Source organism: Phreatobacter aquaticus (assembly GCF_005160265.1).
Classification (GTDB): Bacteria; Pseudomonadota; Alphaproteobacteria; order Rhizobiales; family Phreatobacteraceae; genus Phreatobacter; species Phreatobacter aquaticus.
The window spans coordinates 4,756,162-4,777,333 of sequence record NZ_CP039865.1 but is presented as its reverse complement, the minus strand read 5'-3'; the positions used below and the strand labels follow the sequence as shown (position 1 = coordinate 4,777,333).

The following is a 21,172-nucleotide window of genomic DNA, read 5'->3' as shown; positions in this document are numbered from 1 at the left end:
GTGTCCCAGTGTGGTTTCCGCCACCGTGCCCGCGTCGCCGTGGTCGCGCGACCTCAAGTCGTCCGCACGGCTGATCGCGGGTGCGAGCACGGGCTCTGGTGCAGGCCTTCTGCTGTCGGCCGGCCTGGAGATCACGCTGGAGCCGGGGACGAAGACCTATTGGCGGACGCCTGGCGATTCGGGGGTGCCGCCGCACTTTGACTGGTCCGGTTCGACCAATTTGGCGGAGGTCACGGTCAGGTGGCCGGCGCCCATGCGGTTTCCCGACGGGAACGGCTTCTCCATAGGCTACAAGCATGCCGTGATCCTGCCACTGGATATCGTGGCCCGCGATCCTGCGGCGCCGGTCGTTCTTGCTCTCAAGCTCGACTATGCCGTCTGCGAACAGGTGTGCATTCCCGCCAAGGCGGAAGCCTCGCTGAGGCTTGGCGCCGGTCCGGCAGCAGATCCTGCTCTCGGCGAACGTATCGAGCGGAGCCGCGACCTTGTCCCGACGCGGGAAGCGCAAGGCTTAGGCCTCAAGGTGACCGGAATAGACCGGTCCGGTCCAAGACCTGTCGCCCTACTGACGGCCATCGTCAGCACCAATGACGGCACGGTGGACCTGTTTGCCGAGGGCCCGGATTCGCGCTGGGCCCTGCCGCTGCCGGACGCTCTGGATGACGACGGCCCGGTTCGCCGCTTTCGGCTTGACCTCGACGGCGTTCCCCGGGGCGCCGACCCGTTGACCCAGCCCCTCACCTTCACGCTGGTCGCTGGCGCCAGGGCCATTGAGACAACGCTGACACTGAGCTGATCTCGACGGACAGGGCGTGAGCCTTTATTGCTCGTCTCTGTACAATGTTGCCGCCACTCAAGCGGCCTCCCCTGACGACCGGAGTTTCCCCATGACGATCAATGTCGGTGACAAGCTGCCCGAAGCCACGTTTCGCGTGATGACCGATGATGGCCCCGCGGCGCGGACGACCGCCGACATCTTCGCGGGCAAGACAGTTATCCTCTTTGCGGTACCCGGCGCCTTCACGCCGACTTGCCACAAGAACCACCTCCCGGGCTTCGTGGCCAAGGCGGACGAGTTCAAGGCGAAGGGTATCGATGCGATCTATGCCACCTCGACCAACGACGTCTTCGTCCTGGATGCCTGGCAGAAGGCCTCGGGCGCGGTCGGCAAGGTGGGCGTGCTGGCCGATGGCAGCGCCGATTTCGCCAAGGCAATTGGCCTGGAGAACGATATGTCCGCCTTCGGCATGGGCATGCGCACGAAGCGCTATTCCATGCTGGTGAAGGACGGCGTCGTCGCGTCCCTGAACGTCGAGGACTCGCCCGGCAAGGCGGACGTCTCGGGCGCGGACGCGCTTCTCGGCCAGATCTGATCCTGCGGAGGCGCCCCCCAAGGGCGCCTCCTGCTCTCTTAGCCGACCAGCGCGGCCATGATTGCGAGCGGCAAGGCGGGGCGCGCTGCAATCGCGGTTGCCCGACCGATCAGCCTGGCGGCGAGCGCATTGGCCAATCTTGAGGCCTTGCGCGTCGCGCGCAGCGAAAGGGTCACATAGGTCGGCAGGCTGTCGCGGCAAATCGCGTGTTTCCTGACATAGTTTGGAACGTGCCAGGTGGCCCATGTGCCAGCGCGGAACAGCGCCGCATCGCCCGGTCCAAGCCGTCGCTCCGGGACGCCATCGCCGGAAACGATGACCTCGCCCTCAATGATATGGATGATCTCGTCGCCGCCAAAGAACCAGCGGAACCGTCCGGCTGTGCAATCCCACACCATGGCGGATGTGGTGCCATCGCTGCTGTCGGACCAGTGCCGGCAACGGGCGATGGGCTGACCTTCCAGAACCCATTCCGGACGGATCGGCGCCGGGTCGAGTTCCAATGTTGCGAGGCTTGCGGCGTTGATGGCTTCTTGCTGCATGACGCATCCTTTCCCAGTTCGGGACGCTGACATCCCGCTGACAAAGGCAGTGGCAAATGTGTTGCCAATTGTTACTTGGACTTAACGCCCCGGCTTGAACGGTGCCATGCCCATTCGGGCCAGTTCGTCGGCGCGCTCGTTCTCGTCATGACCGGCATGGCCCTTGACCCAGTGCCAAGTCACCTTGTGCAGGTCGCAGACATCGTCGAGGCGTTGCCAGAGATCGGCGTTCTTCACCGGCTTCTTGTCGGCCGTCTTCCAACCATTGCGCTTCCAGCCATGGATCCAGGTGGAAATGCCGTTCTTCACATATTGGCTGTCGGTGTGGAGGTCGACCTCGGAGGGGCGGGTGAGCGCTTCAAGCGAGGTGATGGCTGCGAGAAGTTCCATCCGGTTGTTGGTGGTCAGCGCCTCGCCGCCGGAGAGCTCCTTCTCGGCGCCGTTGTAGCGCAGGATGGCGCCCCAGCCGCCAGGCCCCGGATTGCCGGAACAGGCGCCGTCGGTGAAGATCTCGACGCGGCGGACGGTCATGCGAGGCCATATTCGGTTGGCGATTTCACGTGCTGGTGAAAGCGCAGCTTGGACAGGTATTCCAGCGGATCCTTGGGCGTGACGACCGCGCCAGGCGGAACATTCAGCCAGTCGACAAGGCGGGTCAGCAGGAAGCGCAGGGCGGAGCCCCGGGCCAGCAGCGGAAGGGCATTCCGCTCATCGGCGCTCAGCGGGCGAACGGCCTGGTAGGCCGCAATCATCGCCATGCCCTTGGCGAAATCGAACTCGAAATCGGCGGAGAAGCACCAGGCATTGAGGCAGATCGCCAGATCGTAGGCGAGGATATCGTTGCAGGCGAAATAGAAGTCGATCAGGCCGGACAGGCTGTCATGCAGGAAGAAGACATTGTCGTTGAAGAGGTCGGCGTGGATCACGCCGGTCGGCAGGCTTCCCGGCCAGTTGGCCTCGCAATGGTCAAGCTCCGCCGCAATGGTTGCAGCCAGGCCAGGCGCGACAGTGTCGGCACGATCGCGTGCTCGGTCATAGAGCGGGCGCCAGCCCTTCACTGAAAGCGCATTGACGCGCGTGATCGCGAAGCCGTCGCCCGCAAGGTGCAACTCGGCGAGCGCCCGGCCGACCGCAGCGCAATGGGCGACCTGCGGTCGCCTGATCCACATGCCTTCGAGAAAGGTGACGATCGCGGCAGGCCGTCCTGCCAGTTCGCCGAGCGTCTCACCGTCGCGCATCTTCACCGGCTGAGGGCAATTGAGGCCGCGCCGGCTCAGATGTTCCATCAGCCCGATGAAGAAGGGCAGGTCCGCCGGATCGACGCGCTTTTCGTAGAGCGTCAGGATGAAGGTGCCAGCCGTCGTGTGAAGCAGGAAATTCGAATTCTCGACGCCTTCGGCGATGCCCTTGAACGACAGCAGCTCGCCGATATCGTAGCGCGCGAGATGGGCCGAGAGGTCCTCGGCGGTGACGTCGGTGTAGACGGCCATGGGAAATCAGACCTTCACGCCGCGGCGTCGGGACGCAGCTGGCGGGGCAGGGGGAAGAAGACGCTCTCGTCGGCGGTCGAGACAGTCTCGACGCTGACGTCGTAGCGCAGGGCGAAGGCTTCAATGATCTCCTCGACCAGGACTTCCGGAGCGGAGGCACCGGCCGTGATGCCGAGCGACGTGATTGTGCCGAACTGATTCCAATCGATGTCGGCCGCCCGCTGGACGAGCACCGCGATGCGGCACCCTTCGCGCTCGGCGACCTCTCGCAGCCGCTGCGAGTTCGAGGAATTCGGTGCACCAACGACCAGCATGGCCTCGACCATGGGCGCAACGCGCTTCACCGCTTCCTGGCGATTGGTGGTGGCGTAGCAGATGTCTTCCTTGTGGGGACCGACGATCGCCGGGAAGCGCTGGTTGAGGAATTCAACAATTTCCCGGGTGTCATCGACCGACAAGGTCGTCTGGGTGACGAAGGCGAGCGCCTTCTCGTCACGCGGCGCGAAGGCGCGGGCCTGTGCGATGGTCTCGACCAGTGTCACGGCGCCTTCCGGCAGTTGCCCCATGGTGCCGACCACTTCGGGGTGGCCGGCATGGCCGATGAGCACAACCTCGCGGCCGCGGCGGAAATGAATTTCCGCTTCGCGGTGCACCTTGGTCACCAGTGGGCAGGTGGCGTCGATGGCCAGGAAATTGCGGGACTCGGCATCGGCGGGCACCGATTTCGGCACGCCGTGGGCAGAGAAGATCACCGGAGCACGGGTATCGGGAATTTCCGACAGTTCCTCGACGAAGATCGCGCCCTTTGCCTTCAGGCCGTCGACGACGAACCGGTTGTGGACGATCTCATGGCGGACATAGACCGGCGGACCATAGATCCGTAGCGCCTGTTCCACGGCGTCGATGGCCCGGACAACGCCTGCGCAGAAGCCGCGCGGCGAGCAGAGCAGAATGGTCAGCGGTGGCTTCTGCTGGTCGAGGGCCAAGCGGGAACTCCGGAAAAGCGTGACCGGTTTCGGAGGGATCGAGAGCGAAGTCAAGGGATCGGGCGGGTTGTCGCCGGCCCCGCTTGCCTTACTTGGCGATCAGCGTTCGCAGCGCGTCGTTGATCCGGTCCTGCCAGCCCGGTCCGCCCTCCTGGAAATGGGCAAGCACGTCCTGGTCTATGCGCAGCGTCACCATTTCGCGGACGCTCGGCAGTGCTGGCTTGGCCGCAGGCAGCGGCGGTGGCTCAGGCTTGGTCGACTTGAAGGCGGCTTCGGCCAGGCTGCGCGGATCACGGCTGGTCGAACGGAACGGTGGTCTCGACATGAATCAGTCCTTGCTCGCCGCCATCCTAGCGCCTTGCAACGCGGACACGCCGGAATACTGCGACGATCTCGTCGCGGGAACAATCTTTGGCGCCGAGCGCAATGGCACGCTTCCGCTCGAAGCCGGTAATGTCATAGTGCGGAGCCGTCGTCTTGGGAGGTCCCTGATAGGAGGACCGATGCAGACCTAGCCGGCTCGCGAATCGATGGAGTTCATCGAGGTCGTCCGCCAGCAGATGGCACCAGCGCAGGCCCTGCCAGTGCCAGATCGGGGCATCCACGTAAACAGCCACGTCACCCGCCTCAGGACGCCGTGAGCCCGACCGAGCCGAGCGCGGCTGATTGGCTGGTGGCGATCGCGCCGAGGTCGAAATTCTCGATCTCTTCGTTGAACAGCCTGTAGAAATTCAGCTCCGCCTTGAGGTGCAGGAAGACGCCGCCAAGGCCGATGGCCGCGCGATCCATGAAGACGAACTCTTGCGGCACGGTGACCGGGCCTTTTTCCTTCAGCGCCTTGTGGACCTGGAAGGCTTCCCGGCGGCCATATTCGCCGGGCGCGACGCCATTGGCGATGGTGCGCACGCGATCATCCAGGATCGGGCCATAGATGAACCGTGCCCAGACGTTGAGAACCTCGATCAGGTCTTTCTTCAGGTTCTTGAAGCCCCAGGTTTCGTAGGCATGGACGACGCGCTCATCGTCGCCTGTCTCCAGGCCCTTGTAGAGGTCGACCACGGCGCCCACGAAGCGCGGGGGGAATATGCGGATGCAACCGTAGTCGAGCAGGTTGATGCCGCCGGGCTCACCGTCCTGGTCGAAGACGGTGTAATTGCCGAGATGCGGGTCGCCGTGGATCACCCCGATATGGGCGAAGGGGTGCCACCAGGCGCGGAACATGGCGGTTGCCAGGCGATTGCGAATGGCGAGCGGCTGCTCGACATGGGACAGCATTCTGGTGCCGTCCAGCCAGGTCATGGTCAGCAAACGTCCGGTGGACAGGTCCGGATGGACAGTGGGGACGCGCACCAGAGGCTCGTTGCGGAGAACCTCGGCATAGAGCGCCGCGTGCTTGGCCTCGCGCCGGTAATCGAGTTCCTCGCGAATGCGGGCGCCGATTTCCTTGGCGATCTCGCGGGTGTCGATGGCGGGATCCATCCGGCGGTGCAACGCGAACAGCACGTTGAGCTGCGAGAGATCGGCTTCGACAGCCGACTGCATGTCGGGATATTGCAGCTTCACGGCAAGCGCTGTGCCGTCATGGGCCGTCGCGCGATGGACCTGGCCGAGGGATGCGGCCGCAGCCGGCATCTTATCGAAGCTCGCGAAACGCTTCTCCCAGTCCGGCCCGAGTTCGGCCATCATGCGGCGCTTGACGAAGGCAGGGCCCATCGGCGGCGCCTCGGACTGCAGTGTCTGCAGTTCGGCCGCGTATTCCGGCGGCAGGGCGTCCGGAATGGTCGACAGCAATTGTGCGACCTTCATGATCGGACCTTTCAGCCCGCCAAGCGCGCGCGTCAGGTCGGACGCATTCTTCTCCCGGTCGAGGCCCGTTCCGAACATGCGCGAGGCCACGATGGATGCCGCGGCTCCCGAGACGTTGACGCCAACGCGGGCATAGCGAGACAGGCGGCCGGTCAGGCGATTGGCTTCGTCGTCGCGTGGGGGCATCGGGTCTCCGGTCGCTGGTACCGGACGAGAGATAGGAGCGCGCTGCCCGCTTGGCGAGGGGGCATGATGACCTCGCTTACCCCTCCATCGCCTCCAGTTCGGCAATCATCCGCTCGATCACGCCGATACCGCCCTGCCAGAAGGTCGGGTCGCGGGCATCGAGGCCGAAGGGGGCGAGGACCTCCGAATGGTGCTTTGTGCCGCCGGCCGCGAGCATGGCGAGATAGCGCTCGGCGAAACCCTTGTCCGCCTTCTCGTAGACCGCATAGAGCGAGTTCACGAGGCAATCGCCGAAAGCGTAGGCATAGACGTAGAAGGGCGAGTGGATGAAGTGCGGGATATAGGCCCAGAAGGTCTCATAGCCGGGCTTCAACTCGATGGCTGGCCCAAGGCTCTCGGCCTGCACGCTCATCCAGGCGGCACAGAGAGCGTCCGACGTCAGTTCGCCGTCCCTACGTGCGATGTGGACCTTGCGCTCGAACGAATAGAAGGCGATCTGGCGGACCACCGTGTTGATCATGTCCTCGACCTTGGAGGCGAGCAGGGCCTTGCGCTGTAGCGGATCGCTGGTCCGCTCGAGGATCGCCTTGAACGTGAGCATCTCTCCGAAGACCGAGGCTGTCTCGGCGAGCGTCAGGGGGGTCGGTGCCATCAAAGCGCCATTCGGCGCGGCCAGCACCTGATGGACGCCGTGGCCGAGTTCGTGAGCCAGGACCATCACGTCGCGCGGCTTGCCCTGGTAGTTCAGCAGCACATAGGGATGGGCCGAGGGCACCGTCGGATGGGCAAAGGCCCCGGGCGCCTTGCCGGGCCTGACCGGGGCGTCGATCCAGCCCTCCTTGAAGAATCGGCTGGCGATATCGGCCATGCGCGGCGAGAAACCTGAATAGGCCGAGAGCACGGTGTCGCGTGCTTCGTTCCAGGGTATCGCACGGCTCTCGACCTTCGGCAGCGGCGCGTTGCGATCCCAGTGGTTCAGGGTCTCGCGGCCAAACCACCTGGCCTTCAGCTTGTAATAGCGATGAGCGAGCGTCGGGTAGGCGGCCTGGACTGCCCCCACCAGCGCATCGACGACGGCGCGCTCGACACGGTTGCCCAGATGGCGGGAATCCGCGACGTCCTCGAAACCGCGCCAGCGGTCCGAGATCTCCTTGTCCTTGGCGAGCGTGTTGGTGATCAGCGTGAAGAGGCGGAGGTTGTCCTTGAACGTCGCAGCGAGCGCGTCGGCGGATGCACGCCGCCTCGCTTCGGAGGGATCCTGGAGACCATTGAGGGTCGGCTCCAGTGGCAGCTTCTCCCCGTCCACATCGAAGCGAAGGCTGGAAATGGTCTCGTCAAACAGTCGGTTCCAGGCAGCACGGCCGGACGTGCTCTTCTCGTGGAACAATTGCTCGACCCGATCCTCCAGCTGGAAGGGCTTGTCCTTGCGGATGTCCTCCAGCCAGGGCCGGTAGCGGCCAAGAGCCGGGTCGGCCATGGCCTGGTCGATCAGGGTGTCGTCGATGCGGTTCAGTTCAAGAGTGAAGAACAGGAGATGCGAGGAGATCGCCGTGATCTTCTCCTGGATGTCGCCATAAAACTTGGCGCGCGCCTGATCGGATGTGTCGGTTGCGTAGACGAGCCCGGCGAAGCTCGCCAGTCGCCCGAGCCGATCCTCTAGCTTCTCATAGCGGACGACGGCCTCGGCCAGCGAGGCTCCCGCCTTGGTGCCGCGTGCCAGCGCCTCAAGCTGCCCCTTGTAGGCCGTTTCGAAGGCCAGAGCTTCCTGCTCGGCATTGTCGATGTCGTGCTGGACGGCAGGCGCATCTGTTGCTGGATAGAGATGGGTCAGATCCCATTCCGGCAACGAACCCAGGTTGTCATCATCAGCGCCGGTTACAGCCTTCGAGGCCTGGCCGTTGAACGTCCGACGCATGATGGAGCTCCGTCAGCAAATGCTTGGGAAGCCGGTATGATTGGAACTGTCGTCGCGATCAATGCAGCGGATGGGAGAGGGCAAAGGAAGCCTGCCACCCGTTGCGCGAGGGCAACGCCTTCGCGTCAGCCGGCAGCACGGGCACTGCTGATCTCGGCTGCAGCCTCCTTGCGGAACCGGACGAGGGTGTAGACCCCGAGCGGGGCTACCCGCCGCCGCTCAATCACCTGAATGCCGCCATGGTCACGTGACCAGGCTTCCAGGCGGGCGAACGGAAATTCCGGCCGGAGGCCAAATGTATGGGCATGTTTGGAGAACCACCGCTCGATTGCCGCCGCCACGCCGCGCTCGGAATAGAGATGATTGACCAGGATGATCTCGCCGCCAGGCCTCAGCACGCGGGCACATTCGTCGAGAACGCGTTCGGGGCGCTCGACCAGGGTGATGACGAACTGGGCGACAACGCAGTCGAACGTCGCATCGGAAAATTCAAGATCGTGGGCGTCCATGACGCGGACGTCCCGGACGAAAGGATAGCTTCCGCTTGCCATACGCTCGCGAGCCCTGGCGATCATCGGTTCGGAAAGATCGATGCCGGTGATCTCGGTGGTCGCATCGTAGTCGGAGAAGGAAAGCCCCGTCCCGACGCCGACCTCGAGGATACGGCCACCGACCTGGCGAGCTGCCTGCGCCGCCGCGCGCCGCCCCTTCTCGAAGACCGGTCCGCAGACCGCATCATAGATCGGCGCCCAGCGGGCATAGGCTCGCTCCATGGTCTCGCGGTCGAGATCGCCGGCCATGGCAGGCTCCTTGCTAATCGGATGGCGCCGGCCAGGCACCGATCGTGCGACAAAGTGCCGGGCGCTTGCGCCGGCCCAGGCCGGTTATCATTGGCGTGCGACAGATACACGACAGCAACACTTGCTGGCCTCCACCGATCCGGGTGTCACAAAAGCGCAAAGGGAATCTGATGTTGCTCCGCCGCAGAGCCAGGATGACCGATACAGCCATGACGACCGGAACCGGACCGATGTCCGAGAAGCGCTACAGGGCCCTGTTCATTTCCGACGTGCACCTTGGCGCGCGCGGCAGCCAGGCCAATCTCCTGATCGACTTTCTGCGCCATAATGACGCCGACGTGATCTACCTCGTCGGCGACATCATTGATGGCTGGCAATTGCGCCGTGGCTGGTACTGGCCGCAGCACCACAATGATCTCGTGCAAAAGATCCTGCGCAAGGTTCGCAAGGGGACCCAGGTCATCTATCTGCCTGGCAATCACGACGAGTTCCTGCGTGATTATTTCGGGACCCATCTCGGTGGCATCGAGGTGATGGATCAGACGATCCATACAGCCGCCGACGGCAAGCGCTTCCTCGTGATCCACGGTGACAGTTTTGACGTCGTGGTGATGCACGCCCGCTGGCTGGCGCATCTTGGCGACTGGGCCTACGACGCCACGCTCTATCTCAATCGCTGGGTCAATCTGGTCCGCCGCAAACTGGGACTGACCTATTGGTCGCTGTCGGCATGGGCCAAGTTCAAGGTCAAGAAGGCTGTCAATTTCATCGGTGCCTTCGAGGAGGCGCTGTCCACGGAAGCCCGCCGTCAAAAGGTTGACGGGGTGATCTGTGGTCATATCCACCACGCTTCCATTCATGACATGCACGGCGTCGCCTACATGAATTGTGGTGACTGGGTAGAGAGCTGCACAGCGCTCGTGGAAAACTATGATGGCCGGTTCGAAATTCTGCGCTGGACCGCGGTCAAGTCGACGGAAGACGAGGCTGCCGCGCCCGCCACCGTCCCGCTGCCTGACCGGATAACGGTTGACGCCTGATGCGGCTCGCGATCGCAACAGACGCCTGGTCTCCCCAGATCAACGGTGTCGTGCGAACGCTGACCGAGACCGCAGCCGTGTTGCCTCTGCTTGGGATCGAACCAAGCTTCGTTACGCCAGAGGGCCTGCCTAGCCTGCCCCTGCCGACCTACCCTGACATCAGGCTCGCACTCGTCTCGGCTCGCCACATCGCGGAACGGCTTGCTGCCATTGCGCCCGAGGCTGTCCACATCGCAACCGAGGGGCCTGTCGGACATGCGGTCCGGCGCTGGTGCCTGCAGCGCGGGCTGCCCTTCACCACGAGCTACCACACCCGATATCCCGACTATGTCAGGGCTCGCGCACCGATCCCGGAATCCTGGACCTATGCCTGGCTCCGGAATTTTCACTGGCCGGCCGCGGCCACCCTGGTGCCGACCGACACCATGCGCCAGGAGCTCGCTCGCCACGGTTTTCGCAATCTCGCGATCTGGACACGCGGGGTCGATACCGTTGCATTCAGGCCAGCGGACTCCGTTCTCGACTATCCGCGCCCGATCATGCTGACAGTCGGCCGGGTAGCGGTCGAGAAGAACCTCGAAGCCTTTCTCGGCCTCGCCTTGCCGGGAACGAAACTGGTCGTCGGCGACGGACCGCAACTGGCAGACCTGCGGAAGCGCTATCCCGATGTGGTGTTTCTGGGCGCGCGCACCGGGGCGGAGCTTGCTTCGATCTATGCGAGCGCGGATGTCTTCGTCTTCCCGAGCCTGACCGACACCTATGGCAATGTGATGCAGGAAGCGCTGGCGTCCGGTGTGCCCGTGGCCGCCTTCCCGGTCGCTGGTCCGATCGATGTGGTCGCCGATCCGTCCATCGCCTGCCTCGACGGAGACCTTGCAAAGGCGATCGGCGGTGCGCTCATGCTCGATCGTCTCCGCTGCCGGCAGGTCGCGGAATGCCGATCCTGGGAGGCCGCAGCGCGCCAGTTCGCCTCGGCACTGGCACCCTTTCCGTCGCGGAGAGCGGCCGCCTGATCATGGCGGGCCAGCGAGCTTACGCGTCGTTAACCCTCCCTTAAGCGCGGGTCGCCACGCTATCCCGATTCGAGACAGCGTGTCGGAGACAGTGCAGCCCATGACCACCATCCTGATTTGTGACGACGACCCGGTTCAGCGCCGCCTGGTCGAGGCGATGGTGCGTCGTTTCGGCTACGAGCCAAGGCTGGCCGAGCATGGAGAACAGGCGCTGGCCATGCTCGCTGAAGACGGCGATGCGATTGACCTTGTCCTGCTCGATCTGGTCATGCCGGAGCGGGACGGAATGGGCGTGCTGGCCGCCATGCGGGAGCAAGGCATCGTCAAGCCGGTCATCGTGCAGACAAGCCAGGGCGGCATCGACACCGTTGTCAACGCGATGCGGGCTGGTGCTTCAGACTTCGTCGTCAAGCCGGTCGGTGCCGAGCGCCTCTCCGTGTCGATCAAGAATGCGCTGAAGACCGAAGCCCTTGTCGCCGAGGTTCAGCGGTTGAAGCGCAAGAGCGAGGGCACGCTCACCTTCAAGGACATCATCACGCGGTCGCCACGCATGGCGCCGCTGCTCAAGATGGCCGAGAAGGCCGCGGGATCGATGATCCCTGTCATGATCGAGGGCGAGAGCGGGGTCGGCAAGGAATTGCTGGCGCGGGCCATCGCCGGATCCGGCGAGCGTCGGGCCAAGCCATTCGTCGCCGTGAACTGCGGCGCCATTCCGCAAAATCTGGTTGAAAGCATACTTTTCGGCCACGAGAAGGGCGCCTTCACCGGCGCCACCGAGAAGCATACCGGCAAGTTCGTCGAGGCCCATGGCGGCACGCTGTTCCTCGACGAGGTCGGCGAATTGCCGCTGGAAACCCAGGTCAAGCTGCTTCGGGCAATCCAGGAAGGCGAGGTCGATCCGGTTGGTGCGAAGAAGAGCATCAAGGTCGACATCCGCATCATCTCGGCTACCAACCGCGACCTGATCAAGGCCGTGAAGGATGGACGGTTCCGCGAGGACCTCTATTATCGCCTCTGCGTGTTTCCGATGACGCTGCCGCCCTTGCGCGAGAGGCGGGAGGACATCCCGGATCTCGTCCGCCATTTCCTCGCGCGGATTGCTGCCGAAGAGGGCAAGCGCATCCGCGATATCCAGCCTGCCGTCTATGGATTGCTGCAGGCCTATCCCTGGCCGGGCAATGTGCGCCAGCTGGAGAACACGGTGTTCCGCGCCGTGGTGCTCTGCGACGGTTCCGAACTGGCGGTCGCCGATTTCCCGCAGATCGCGGCCCAGGTCGACGGCTACGATGTTGTCGTGCCGATGATGGCGGCGCCTCCGATCGTGGAGGCACCGGCTATGCAGCCGAGCATGTTCGGCGGTCCCTCGGCGATGATCATTCCGGGCGCTTCGCTGCCCCTGCTGGACGAAGCCGGACACGTCCGTCCGATGGAACTGCTTGAGAACGACGCACTGCGTTTCGCCATCGACCATTATCGCGGGCAGATGTCGCAGGTCGCCCGACGGCTGGGGATTGGACGTTCAACGCTCTACCGCAAGCTGAAGGACCTCGGTATCGAGGACCAGGCCGAGCGCGAGGACGCAGTGTGACCGGGATGCATCGGGTCGTGCGGGATCGTCGGTCTGCACCCGTTATCTGCTTGATTTCACAGCCTTCGTCATGTTGGTTTGACGCCGCGCGGGGCGGTCCGTGGACTAGGGGAGTTCTGATGCGTCTGGGGTCGAAATTCCGGATTCTGGCGCTCGCCGGCTGTGCTGTCGCCGCTCTTGTGCCCGCACTGTCGGCCGAAGAGTTCCGCCTCGCCGACTGGGAGGTCGAACAGGCCGTGCCGTCGCCGGCTCTTGCGGCCGTGCCGGAGCTCACGCCCGGCGATTTCGGTCTTACCGCTTTCCCGCCGCCCTCCGTGATGGCCGATACCCACAATGTCGAGGACGAAGCCCTCGAAACGGCTGGAATTCCGGTCGTTCCTATCCCGCAGCCGAGTGCAGCTGAACTCGCGGCCATCCCCGATGATCCGCCGAGTCTGATCGAGAGCGGCAAACCGGACCCGGCGATCACGTCCGAGCGTGTGGCCCAGCAACTTCGGCTCATGCTTGCGCGTGGCAATGACCGCGCCCTGCAGGCGTTCGCCGCATTCTATCTCGCGCGCGCCTACCAGCCTCTGTTCGTTGCAGACGGAGTGCTGTCGCCTCGTGGTCAGGCCGCGGTTACCCGCCTCAGCCAGTCGGGCGATGATGGGCTCGATCCTGCAGCCTTCCTCGTCTCGCTGCCCGAGGGCGCGCGCAACGCGGAAGCTGTCGCCAAACTGGAACTCGCCCTTGCCCGTGCGGTGGCGACCTTTGCCGCGCAGGCCTCCGGCGGCCGGACTGATCCTCGCAAGCTGTCCTCCAATTACGATGTGACGCCACCGCGGATCGAGGTGGCAGAGGCGCTGGCCGAGGTTGCCAAGGCGCGCGAGCCCGGGGCTGTGTTTGCAGCGCTTGATGGCTTCAATCCTCCGCACGAGGGTTTCCGCAAACTGCGCGCCAAGCTGATCGAAATGCGCGGCGAACGCCGCGAAATGTCGGATACGGCAGCGGGACGGCGGGACGTCCTGCGCGAACGCAACGTCATCGCCAATCTGGAGCGTTGGCGCTGGTTGCCGCGTGAGCTGGGCGAAGCCCATATCTGGGTCAACATTCCCGGTTTCGGCGTCGACGTGATGCAGAATGGCCGGTCTATCCATCACACCCGGGCGATTGCCGGCCGTCAGGATACTCAGACGCCCATCTTCTCGCACGCGATGAGCCACATCATCTTCAACCCCTACTGGCATGTGCCGCCGTCGATCGTGCGCAACAGCTTTCTCGGCGGTGCACGGCGCGACCCCGGCTATCTGGCCCGGCGCGGGATCCAGGTTGTCCGCGGCGGGCGCGTCGTCGATCCCGCGACGATCAACTGGCAGGGCAATGTCTCCGGCTACAGCTTCCGCCAGCCTCCGGGCGTACGCAATGCGCTCGGGCGGATGAAGTTCATGTTCCCCAACCGGCATTCGGTCTACCTGCATGACACGCCGTCGCGGAACCTGTTCGGCCAGAATCAGCGCGCCCTGTCGCATGGCTGCGTGCGCGTCCAGCACCCCGAGCAATTGGCCGAAGTGCTGCTCAATCTGGGATTGCCGGGTGAGGGCTGGACCGGTGGTCGGATCCAGGCGATGTCGGGCGCCAATGAGCGAACCGTCCGCTTCCGCCAGAACCTGCCCATTCATCTCGTCTATTTCACGATGGCGGTGGATTCCACCGGCAGTATCGTTGAGTACGACGACATCTATGGGCACAATGCCCGCATTCGGGCAGCGTTGACATCCGCCCGCTCTTGAGTTGAATCAAATGCTATCGGGATGAGGCGTTCATGCCCTGGCATGATTTCGCCATACTCCCCAACTACCGGTCACGCACCCGTGAGCGTGGCCTGTTAGATGGCCTCATTGCGGCGTCAGGTTTCTTTAACCGATCCTGGCGATGATATGTTCACCATGTGCCGGTTAGCTCCGGCGGAGAATGCAAATTTCGTCCGCCGCCCAGAGCCAGAAGAGCCCAGTGAAAGCCATCAAAGCCCCAACTACCGCCCATGTGTCGCGCCGTGCCATTCGCGCGGCGACGTCCGCGGCACTCGGTTTCGGCCTGCTCGTTCTCGGCGGTAGCCACACGCAGACCCTGGTCGCGAACGGTGATACCCGCACGCTGACAATGATCCACCGCCATACCGGCGAAGAAATCCTGGTCACGTTCAAGCGCAATGGCCGCTACGATCAGGAAGCTCTCAACAAGCTCAACTGGTTCCTGCGCGACTGGCGGCACGACGAGCCCACCCGCATGGACCCGCACCTGTTCGACATCGTGTGGGAAGTTTATCGCTCGGTTGGCGGCCAGTCGCCGATCAATGTCGTGTCCGCCTACCGGTCAGCCGGTACGAACGCGATGCTTCGCCGGCGCTCCCGCGCCGTTGCCCAGTTCTCGCAGCACATCAATGGCCGCGCGATGGACTTCTACATCCCCGGCGCCTCGATGACGCGGGTGCGTGAAGCCGGCATGATGCTGCAGCGCGGCGGTGTCGGCTTCTATCCGGGTTCGGCCAACCAGTTTGTCCACATGGATACCGGTTCGGTCAGGCATTGGCCGAAGGCGTCTCGCGAATATCTTGCCCGCTTGTTCCCGGATGGCCGTACCGTTCACATTCCGGCTGATGGTCGCCCGATGCCTGGCTTCGACGCCGCATTGGCGATGGTTCAGGCCCGCGGGGGCTCCGCATCCCGTTTCTACGACTCGCGCCAGGATGAAGGCACGTCCTTCGACGACAGCGATGATCGTGGTGGCGTCGTACGCCAGCGCAGCAATTCGATGGGCCTCTTTGCGGGCCTTTTCGGCGGCAGTGCTGCCCGGCAGGAGGCGCCGCAACGTCCGGCGCTCGCGCAGCGCCCGGCGACGCGCGCTGCAGCGCAGCCGGCTGAAGCCGCTCCCGGCATCCCGGCCCGGACGGCTGAGCCCGTTGCCGCCCCGGTGCCCCAGGCTCCGGCAGCAACCAGCGTGGTGGCAACCGCCGAGCCGCGCGCCGGTACGCCTGTTCAATTGACGCCAACGCTGGCGCCTCGCATGCAGATCGCCATGGCCCCGCTGCCGCTCCGGGCGCCGCCTGCCGCCACCCGGCTTCGGGGTGATGGCGAGGATGCACCTCAGGTGCTTGCGGCGCCGCTGCCAGCGGCCCGTCCGGCAATTGCCGGCGGCGCGGACAGCATCGCCGTCGCCGCCCTGACCGCGCCCGAGCCTCTTGCACGTCCCGAGCCCAATCGTCCGATGCCGCTGCCCGAGCCGACGCAGGTCGCTCAGGCGCCCATGCCCGCGGCTCGCCCGCAGGCGATTGGCGGCTCGGTAGTCGCGGCCTTGCCTGCGCTCATCACCACCGGTGACCAACGCGGTCGTGCCGCGCCGGTCGAGGCCTCTCCCGGCATGGCACTCGCCTTCGCGTCGCCGACTCAACGGGTGACTCTGCCGACACCGACAAGTGCTGGTCCGCAGCCCCGCGTTGCCGCTCCGGCGCCGATTGTTACCGCCCGGCAGGCCGAGCCCGCTGTTGTCAGCACGCCGCCCATGCCTGTTCCCGCGCCGCAGCTTGCTGCTCGCCATCCGGCTCCGATCCTCAGGACGGCTCGTGCGCCGGTCGCGGTGCCTGCCATGGTTGCTCCGAGCACAGAGGGTGCCCGTGGGCGCGTGGTGTTCGTCAGGCAGACCACCGAGAGGGCAGCGGCGGTCGCCACCCTGTCGACGCCTGATCCGCGCCAGCAAAAGTTGATCGAGCAGCCGAGCCAGATTGTCGCCATGACCTTCTCGCAAGGCGCCGCCACGACTGTGCCGACCCAGCGCTTTGTCGGGCAGGCGGTGGCCTCACTGCGGACCGTCGAATTCGCCCGTCCTGAAACGGACCGTCAGGCTCGCGCCTCGCTGATCCGCTGATCGCGCGGGGGCTTCCAGCGCCCGCCCATCAGGCCCTTCATGTCCCCCATTCGCCTTATTCCGGTCGCTCTCGCCCTGCTCTGGGGCTTCAATTGGCCGGCGGTGAAGATCGCGCTCGCCGAAGTGCCGCCCTTCGCCATCCGGATGGTCGGACTGGGTGCAGGCGCGCTGCTGCTCTTGGCCGTCGCCGCCGTGTTCGGCCGCTCACTCAAGGTCCCGCGCAAGGACTGGCGGCCGCTGCTTGTCGCAGGCCTCCTGAACATCGGCGTCTTCAATCTGGCAGTGGTCTTTGCCCAGTTGAGCACGTCGACCTCACGGGCGGCCATTCTGACATTCACGATGCCGCTCTGGTCGGTGCTCTTCGCCTATCTCTTTCTGGGCGAGCGGATCGATGCCCGCAAAGGCGTCGCCCTGGTGCTGGGCACGGTCGGCATCGGGTGCCTGGCGGCGCCGCTTTTCCAGGGCCAGGGGGCCTTGGCCGGTCTCATCTTCCCCCTCGTGGCAGCGCTCAGCTGGACGGCCGGCACGCTCTACATGAAGGTACATCCGATCACCGGCGATCGCGTCAGCAACACGGCTTATCAGTTGCTGGTGGCGGCCGCGCTGTCGGGCTTGTGCTTTCTGGTGGCAGGCGAAACGCTGCCCGCCACCCTGTCGGGCAAGGTCTGGCTGGCGCTCGGCTATCACGTGGTCTTCGCCACGGCGATGGCCTATCTCTTGTGGTTCATCCTGCTCAATCGGTTTTCGGCAGGATCGGCGGCGCTGACAACGCTCGCCATTCCGGTTGTGGGCGTGCTCGGCGCGATGGCGCTGATCGGGGAGCGGCCGAGCCTTCTTGATCTCGCGGGATTTGCCGCGGTTCTCGCCGCGGCATCCCTGACCATGTTTTCGCGTCCTGAGGCGGCCTGAGGCCTGCTCAGACCATGCCGAGCGCCTGCTTGTAGAGCTCGAGGATGGCTTCCTCCTCCATGCGCTCGTCGCGGTCCTGACGGCGAAGCGAAATGATCTTGCGCAGGATCTTGGTGTCGAAGCCGTTGGCCTTGGCTTCCGCGTAGACGTCCTTGATGTCGTCGGCCAGCGCCTTCTTCTCTTCCTCGAGACGCTCGACGCGCTCGATAATGGCCTTCAGCTGATCGCCGGCAACGCTTTGGGTGTCGACCATGGGGTTTCTCCAGGGTGTCGATGACAGGTTCGGATCGGGTGGGAAATTCGAGCCGCACGGTTCGCCAATTCGGCGCGTCGGGTCAAGCTCCATCGGGGGAGACGCCCCTGCCTTGTCCACAGGCGGAGGTCGGCCTAAGCAGGACGCCCGCGCCGACGGATGTCCGAATGACCTCTCCCGTTCCCGACAATGCTGCCCCGTCCGAAATTCGACCCGGACAAGGCCCCAGCGCGTCCGGCCGGGGCGCGGCTTTCGTCGCCTTGCTCATGGGGGCGACAGCACTCGGCGTCTCTCCGGTCTTCGTGCGGCTGGCCGATGTCGGGCCATTTGCCTCGGCCTTCTGGCGCACGGCGCTGGCCATGCCGGTGCTCTATCTCTGGATGACATTCGAGGACCGTGGCCGGCCTGACCGTCCCGGTTTCACCCTGCCCGTCGTGCTGGCGGGCATCTTCTTCGCGGGCGACCTGTTCTTCTGGCACCTGTCGATCCTGAAGACGACGATCGCCAACTCCACGTTTCTCGCAACCACTGCGCCCCTCTGGGTCATCCTCGTGGCCTGGTTCTGGTTTCGGGAGGCGACCTCACGATGGACCCTGATCGGGCTCGCCCTGTGCCTCGCAGGTGGCGCGGCCCTGATCGGCAACAGCCTGCAGATCGACACGTCCCGTCTGCTCGGTGACGCCTATGGTGCGGCAACCGGCGTGTTCTTCGGTCTCTATTTCCATGCGGTCCGTGCCGGCCGGCGCACCCATGGCGCCGCGCGCCTGACGTTCCATGCAAGCGTCGTCACCAGCCTCTGCCTGTTGCTGGTGGCCCTGGTCATGGAGCCGCGCATCCTGCCGCACAGTCTTCAGGGCTGGCTGGCCGTTCTGGCCCTGGGCGTCGTGACCCAGGCGGCAGGGCAGGGGCTTCTGTCCGTGGCGCTTGGCACCCTGCCACCGGTCTTTTCGTCGCTGGTGATCTTCCTGGAGGCGGTCATCGCGGCGATCTTCGCCTGGCTGGCGCTCGGCGAGGCGCTGACCGCCGTACAGGTCGCGGGTGGGGTCGCGATCATGGTCGGCATATGGGTCGCGCGGCCAAGAACGCCGTGAGACGCGGCCTTGCGTTGACTCACGGCACCGCATCATCGAAAAGCCCATTAGACAGGTGATACTGATCCGATGGATTTGCCTCTCATCCGCCGCACGGCACTCGGGATCGGCCTGCTTGGCTGTGGACTGCTGCTCGGCGGCACCGTGCCAGCACATGCTGACCTGAAGCTCTGCAACACGACCGCCGGCCGTGTCGGGGTGTCGATTGGCTACAAGGACGGCGAGGGCTGGACCACCGAGGGCTGGTGGAACATCGCCGCACGCTCCTGCGAGACGATCCTGCGCGGCCCCCTGGTCGCCCGCTTCTACTATCTCTACGCCGTCGACTACGACCACGGCGGAGAATGGGCGGGCCGGGCCTTCATGTGCACCCGCGACAAGGAATTCACCATCCGCGGCATCGAACAATGCCTGGCGCGCGGCTATGACAGGGTCGGCTTTTTCGAGGTCGATACCCAGGACCAGCGGGCCTGGACCGTGCAACTGACCGATGATGGGCAGCAGGCCCAGCCGCAGCCACCGATGGCGGCTCCCGTGCCGCCGCCCGCGCCCGGCCGGCGTCCGACATCGAGCAGCCAGCCGGAGACACGGCAGGCGGCACCGCGCTCTACGCCTCTGCCAGGCGCCCCCCTCGGATCAGGCCTGCCCGGTGGCCTTCCCACCGGCGTTCCGGCCTTCACGGCGCCACGCTGATCTCCGGGTTTTCCCGGTCGTTCTGTGCGTTGCCATGAGAGCGGCGATACGGTACCCCTCGATCATAATGTCTTGATACGGAGCATCCTTCATGGCGTCTCAGCCTCACGTCGACGGCACCGCACCCATGGATTACCCCGAGCACGAGCGCACCTATGCGCTGTTCCTGAGCTTGACCAAGTGGGGCTCGATCTCGGTGACCGTTCTGCTCATCCTGATGGCGATCTTCCTGCTGCGCTGACGGTTGAGTGCATCCCCGGTCTCGGGGCTCCGGGAGCATGCGTCGTCATTCATAACTCACGGCCCCTTGGCGCCCCGGCGTAAGGTCGGGCCACCCGGAGGACCGTTCATGCGCATAGTGATCCCGAAGGAGACCGATCCGACGGAAGCCAGGGTCGGCGGAACGCCCGATACGGTGAAGCGCCTGAAGGCGCTGGGCGCCGACCTCGTGGTGGAACCTGGGGCCGGCCTTGGGTCCGGCATCATCGATTCGGATTTCGAGGCGGCGGGTGCCACGATCGCCGCGAACGCGGTCGCCGATGCGGACGTCGTGCTGAAGGTTCGTCGGCCGTCGTCAGCCGAGGTCAAGGGCTACAAGGCGGGTGCTCTCGTGCTCGCCACCATGGATCCCTTCGGCAATGAGGCCGCGCTGGCCGACATGGCGAAGGCTGGGGTCTCTGCCTTCGCGATGGAGTTGATGCCACGCATCACCCGCGCCCAGGTGATGGACGTGCTGTCCAGCCAGGCCAATCTTGCCGGTTATCGCGCTGTCATTGATGCTTCCGCCGAATTCGGTCGGGCCCTGCCGATGATGATGACCGCGGCCGGCACTGTTCCTGCCGCCAAGATCTTCATAATGGGCGCGGGCGTTGCCGGGTTGCAGGCGGTTGCGACCGCCAGGCGCCTTGGCGCGGTGGTGACGGCCACCGACGTCAGACCCGCCTCCAAGGAACAGGTCGAGAGCCTTGGCGCGAAGTTCGTCGCCGTGATGGACGACGAGTTCAAGCAGGCCGAGACCGCTGCTGGTTATGCCAAGCCGATGTCGGCCGAATATCAGGCCAAGCAGGCGGCCCTCGTCGCTGAACATATCACCAAGCAGGACATCGTCATCACGACGGCTCTGATCCCTGGCCGCGCCGCGCCGCGCCTGGTGACGTCCGCCATGGTCGCGTCCATGAAGGCCGGCTCGGTGATCATCGATCTGGCCGTCGAGCGGGGCGGCAATGTCGAGGGTGCCAAGCCCGGCGAGATCGTCGCGAATGCCAATGGCGTGAAGATTGTCGGCCATCTCAACGTGCCGGGGCGACTGGCAGCAACGGCATCGTCGCTCTACGCCAAGAACCTGTTCGCCTTCCTCGAAATCATGATCGACAAGTCAACCAAGGCGCTGTCGGTGCCTTGGGATGACGAACTGGTCAAGGCGACCCTGCTGACCAGAGACGGGCAGGTGGTGCATCCGAGCTTTGCCGGCGCTGCCGCCGTCGCGAGCCCGGCTCCCACAGCCACGCCGCCGGCTGCCGAGGTCGTCGCATCCAAACCGAAGCCTGCGCCCAAGAAGTCCACCAAAGCCTGATCGAGGACAGAACG

General features: G+C 64.9%; 22 protein-coding genes. 12 read left to right on the top strand and 10 right to left on the bottom strand.

What is annotated here, in order from left to right:
- Window positions 1-25: 25 nt before the first annotated feature.
- Both E8L99_RS22765 and E8L99_RS22760 read left to right on the top strand, forming a co-directional pair.
- Window positions 26-796, top strand: a complete 771-nt coding sequence (locus E8L99_RS22765; protein WP_168201804.1) for a protein-disulfide reductase DsbD domain-containing protein — start codon at window positions 26-28, stop codon at window positions 794-796.
- 91 nt (window positions 797-887) lie between these two features.
- Entirely contained in the window at window positions 888-1,373 is a 486-nt protein-coding gene (locus E8L99_RS22760; RefSeq protein ID WP_137101707.1) for a peroxiredoxin, read from the top strand.
- 38 nt (window positions 1,374-1,411) lie between these two features.
- Here E8L99_RS22760 and E8L99_RS22755 read toward each other — a convergent pair whose 3' ends face one another.
- The 9 genes from E8L99_RS22755 to E8L99_RS22715 all read right to left on the bottom strand — a co-directional run bounded on the left by E8L99_RS22755 (window position 1,412) and on the right by E8L99_RS22715 (window position 9,098).
- Window positions 1,412-1,915 (bottom strand): cupin domain-containing protein, encoded by a 504-nt coding sequence (locus E8L99_RS22755; RefSeq protein WP_137101706.1) that lies wholly within the window; start codon window positions 1,913-1,915, stop codon window positions 1,412-1,414.
- A gap of 81 nt (window positions 1,916-1,996) precedes the next feature.
- Entirely contained in the window at window positions 1,997-2,446 is a 450-nt protein-coding gene (rnhA, locus tag E8L99_RS22750) for a ribonuclease HI (protein WP_137101705.1), read from the bottom strand.
- Window positions 2,443-3,405, bottom strand: a complete 963-nt coding sequence (locus E8L99_RS22745; protein ID WP_137101704.1) for a homoserine kinase — start codon at window positions 3,403-3,405, stop codon at window positions 2,443-2,445. The genes rnhA and E8L99_RS22745 overlap by 4 nt, the downstream gene beginning before the upstream one ends.
- Window positions 3,406-3,419: 14 nt before the next feature.
- Window positions 3,420-4,391 carry a 4-hydroxy-3-methylbut-2-enyl diphosphate reductase gene (gene ispH / locus E8L99_RS22740; RefSeq protein WP_137101703.1) on the bottom strand — a complete coding sequence of 324 codons (972 nt, stop codon included), beginning with the start codon at window positions 4,389-4,391 and terminating at the stop codon, window positions 3,420-3,422.
- A gap of 88 nt (window positions 4,392-4,479) precedes the next feature.
- The gene (locus tag E8L99_RS22735) at window positions 4,480-4,716 is read right to left on the bottom strand and encodes a BrnA antitoxin family protein (protein WP_137101702.1); all 237 of its coding nucleotides are present in this window, start codon (window positions 4,714-4,716) and stop codon (window positions 4,480-4,482) included.
- A gap of 25 nt (window positions 4,717-4,741) precedes the next feature.
- Window positions 4,742-5,008, bottom strand: a complete 267-nt coding sequence (locus E8L99_RS22730; RefSeq protein WP_137101701.1) for a DUF4031 domain-containing protein — start codon at window positions 5,006-5,008, stop codon at window positions 4,742-4,744.
- Window positions 5,009-5,018: 10 nt separating this feature from the next.
- Window positions 5,019-6,383, bottom strand: coding sequence for an ABC1 kinase family protein (locus E8L99_RS22725; protein ID WP_137101700.1), 1,365 nt, complete (start codon window positions 6,381-6,383; stop codon window positions 5,019-5,021).
- A 76-nt stretch (window positions 6,384-6,459) separates the two neighbouring features.
- Entirely contained in the window at window positions 6,460-8,298 is a 1,839-nt protein-coding gene (locus E8L99_RS22720; RefSeq protein ID WP_137101699.1) for a M3 family oligoendopeptidase, read from the bottom strand.
- 125 nt (window positions 8,299-8,423) lie between these two features.
- Complete coding sequence (locus E8L99_RS22715) at window positions 8,424-9,098, bottom strand: class I SAM-dependent methyltransferase (protein WP_137101698.1); 675 nt, start codon at window positions 9,096-9,098, stop codon at window positions 8,424-8,426.
- Between the two features lie 194 nt (window positions 9,099-9,292).
- Between E8L99_RS22715 and E8L99_RS22710 the strand changes: the two genes are divergently transcribed.
- The 6 genes from E8L99_RS22710 to E8L99_RS22685 all read left to right on the top strand — a co-directional run bounded on the left by E8L99_RS22710 (window position 9,293) and on the right by E8L99_RS22685 (window position 17,548).
- The gene (locus tag E8L99_RS22710; RefSeq protein ID WP_252511195.1) at window positions 9,293-10,138 is read left to right on the top strand and encodes a UDP-2,3-diacylglucosamine diphosphatase; all 846 of its coding nucleotides are present in this window, start codon (window positions 9,293-9,295) and stop codon (window positions 10,136-10,138) included.
- On the top strand, window positions 10,138-11,151 hold the full coding sequence (locus tag E8L99_RS22705; protein WP_137101697.1) for a glycosyltransferase family 4 protein: 1,014 nt from the start codon (window positions 10,138-10,140) through the stop codon (window positions 11,149-11,151). The genes E8L99_RS22710 and E8L99_RS22705 overlap by 1 nt, the downstream gene beginning before the upstream one ends.
- Before the next feature lie 100 nt (window positions 11,152-11,251).
- Window positions 11,252-12,739: a sigma-54-dependent transcriptional regulator gene (locus tag E8L99_RS22700; protein ID WP_137101696.1), complete on the top strand. Its 1,488-nt coding sequence runs from the start codon at window positions 11,252-11,254 to the stop codon at window positions 12,737-12,739.
- Window positions 12,740-12,858: 119 nt separating this feature from the next.
- A complete protein-coding gene (locus E8L99_RS22695) occupies window positions 12,859-14,508 on the top strand; it encodes a L,D-transpeptidase family protein (RefSeq protein ID WP_168201803.1) in 1,650 nt (549 codons plus the stop codon).
- A gap of 220 nt (window positions 14,509-14,728) precedes the next feature.
- Window positions 14,729-16,639 carry a DUF882 domain-containing protein gene (locus E8L99_RS22690; RefSeq protein WP_252511194.1) on the top strand — a complete coding sequence of 637 codons (1,911 nt, stop codon included), beginning with the start codon at window positions 14,729-14,731 and terminating at the stop codon, window positions 16,637-16,639.
- A 39-nt stretch (window positions 16,640-16,678) separates the two neighbouring features.
- Window positions 16,679-17,548 (top strand): DMT family transporter, encoded by an 870-nt coding sequence (locus E8L99_RS22685; RefSeq protein ID WP_215907031.1) that lies wholly within the window; start codon window positions 16,679-16,681, stop codon window positions 17,546-17,548.
- 7 nt (window positions 17,549-17,555) lie between these two features.
- Here E8L99_RS22685 and E8L99_RS22680 read toward each other — a convergent pair whose 3' ends face one another.
- Complete coding sequence (locus tag E8L99_RS22680; RefSeq protein WP_137101693.1) at window positions 17,556-17,801, bottom strand: DUF2312 domain-containing protein; 246 nt, start codon at window positions 17,799-17,801, stop codon at window positions 17,556-17,558.
- 167 nt (window positions 17,802-17,968) lie between these two features.
- Here E8L99_RS22680 and E8L99_RS22675 point away from each other — a divergent pair, with 167 nt between their 5' ends.
- The 4 genes from E8L99_RS22675 to E8L99_RS22660 all read left to right on the top strand — a co-directional run bounded on the left by E8L99_RS22675 (window position 17,969) and on the right by E8L99_RS22660 (window position 21,158).
- Window positions 17,969-18,892 (top strand): DMT family transporter, encoded by a 924-nt coding sequence (locus E8L99_RS22675; protein WP_137101692.1) that lies wholly within the window; start codon window positions 17,969-17,971, stop codon window positions 18,890-18,892.
- A 69-nt stretch (window positions 18,893-18,961) separates the two neighbouring features.
- Window positions 18,962-19,585, top strand: a complete 624-nt coding sequence (locus E8L99_RS22670; RefSeq protein ID WP_137101691.1) for a DUF1036 domain-containing protein — start codon at window positions 18,962-18,964, stop codon at window positions 19,583-19,585.
- A gap of 91 nt (window positions 19,586-19,676) precedes the next feature.
- Complete coding sequence (locus E8L99_RS22665; RefSeq protein WP_137101690.1) at window positions 19,677-19,826, top strand: aa3-type cytochrome c oxidase subunit IV; 150 nt, start codon at window positions 19,677-19,679, stop codon at window positions 19,824-19,826.
- Between the two features lie 108 nt (window positions 19,827-19,934).
- On the top strand, window positions 19,935-21,158 hold the full coding sequence (locus E8L99_RS22660; protein ID WP_137101689.1) for a Re/Si-specific NAD(P)(+) transhydrogenase subunit alpha: 1,224 nt from the start codon (window positions 19,935-19,937) through the stop codon (window positions 21,156-21,158).
- Window positions 21,159-21,172: the final 14 nt, after the last annotated feature.